The organism is Shewanella sp. 6_MG-2023 (genome assembly GCF_030547195.1).
Classification (GTDB): domain Bacteria; phylum Pseudomonadota; class Gammaproteobacteria; order Enterobacterales; family Shewanellaceae; genus Shewanella.
On sequence record NZ_JAUOQU010000087.1, the window covers coordinates 1 to 538 of the forward strand.

1 pseudogene is annotated in these 538 nt (G+C 39.6%); it reads right to left on the reverse strand.

Features of this window, described 5'->3' with window-relative positions:
* A pseudogene (locus Q4533_RS19660) lies at positions 1 to 538 on the reverse strand (hypothetical protein); the annotation flags it as partial.

The following is a 538-nucleotide window of genomic DNA, read 5'->3' on the forward strand; positions in this document are numbered from 1 at the left end:
ACTTGATTCGCTTGCGCTACACCTGCTGTATCAGAATAGTTAACATGAACATATCCTGGCGACGATGCACTAATACTCGTAATGGCATTACCCGTAGCATCTTGAAGGCTAGCAGATAACACTTTTTGGTCTTCTCGAGGTGCATCACCTTCAGAACTAAAATTCACACTGGATGTATTCTCACCAATAACAACATTTACTGTGCCAGCGCCTTGTTTAAATTGAGTCGCAACTTTAATCGTCGCTTTACCCTGTGCATTAGTTAATACGGTGCCGTCTAAAGGGTCAAAAACGGCTAAAGCTGAATCATTAAGACTAAAAACAACTAACTCATTAGCCAAAGCAATCCCATCAGAAGACTGATAAGTCACTTCTATATAACCCGGAGAATTATAAGTAATGTTTGTTATTTCAATTTGAGAGTTATCAATTAACTTCACTGAAATGGAATTACCATCAGGAACGCCACCATCGCCTTTCGAATAAAAGCTGATGCTTGATGGTACTTCGTCCTCAATAGCTATAGTGACATTACCTG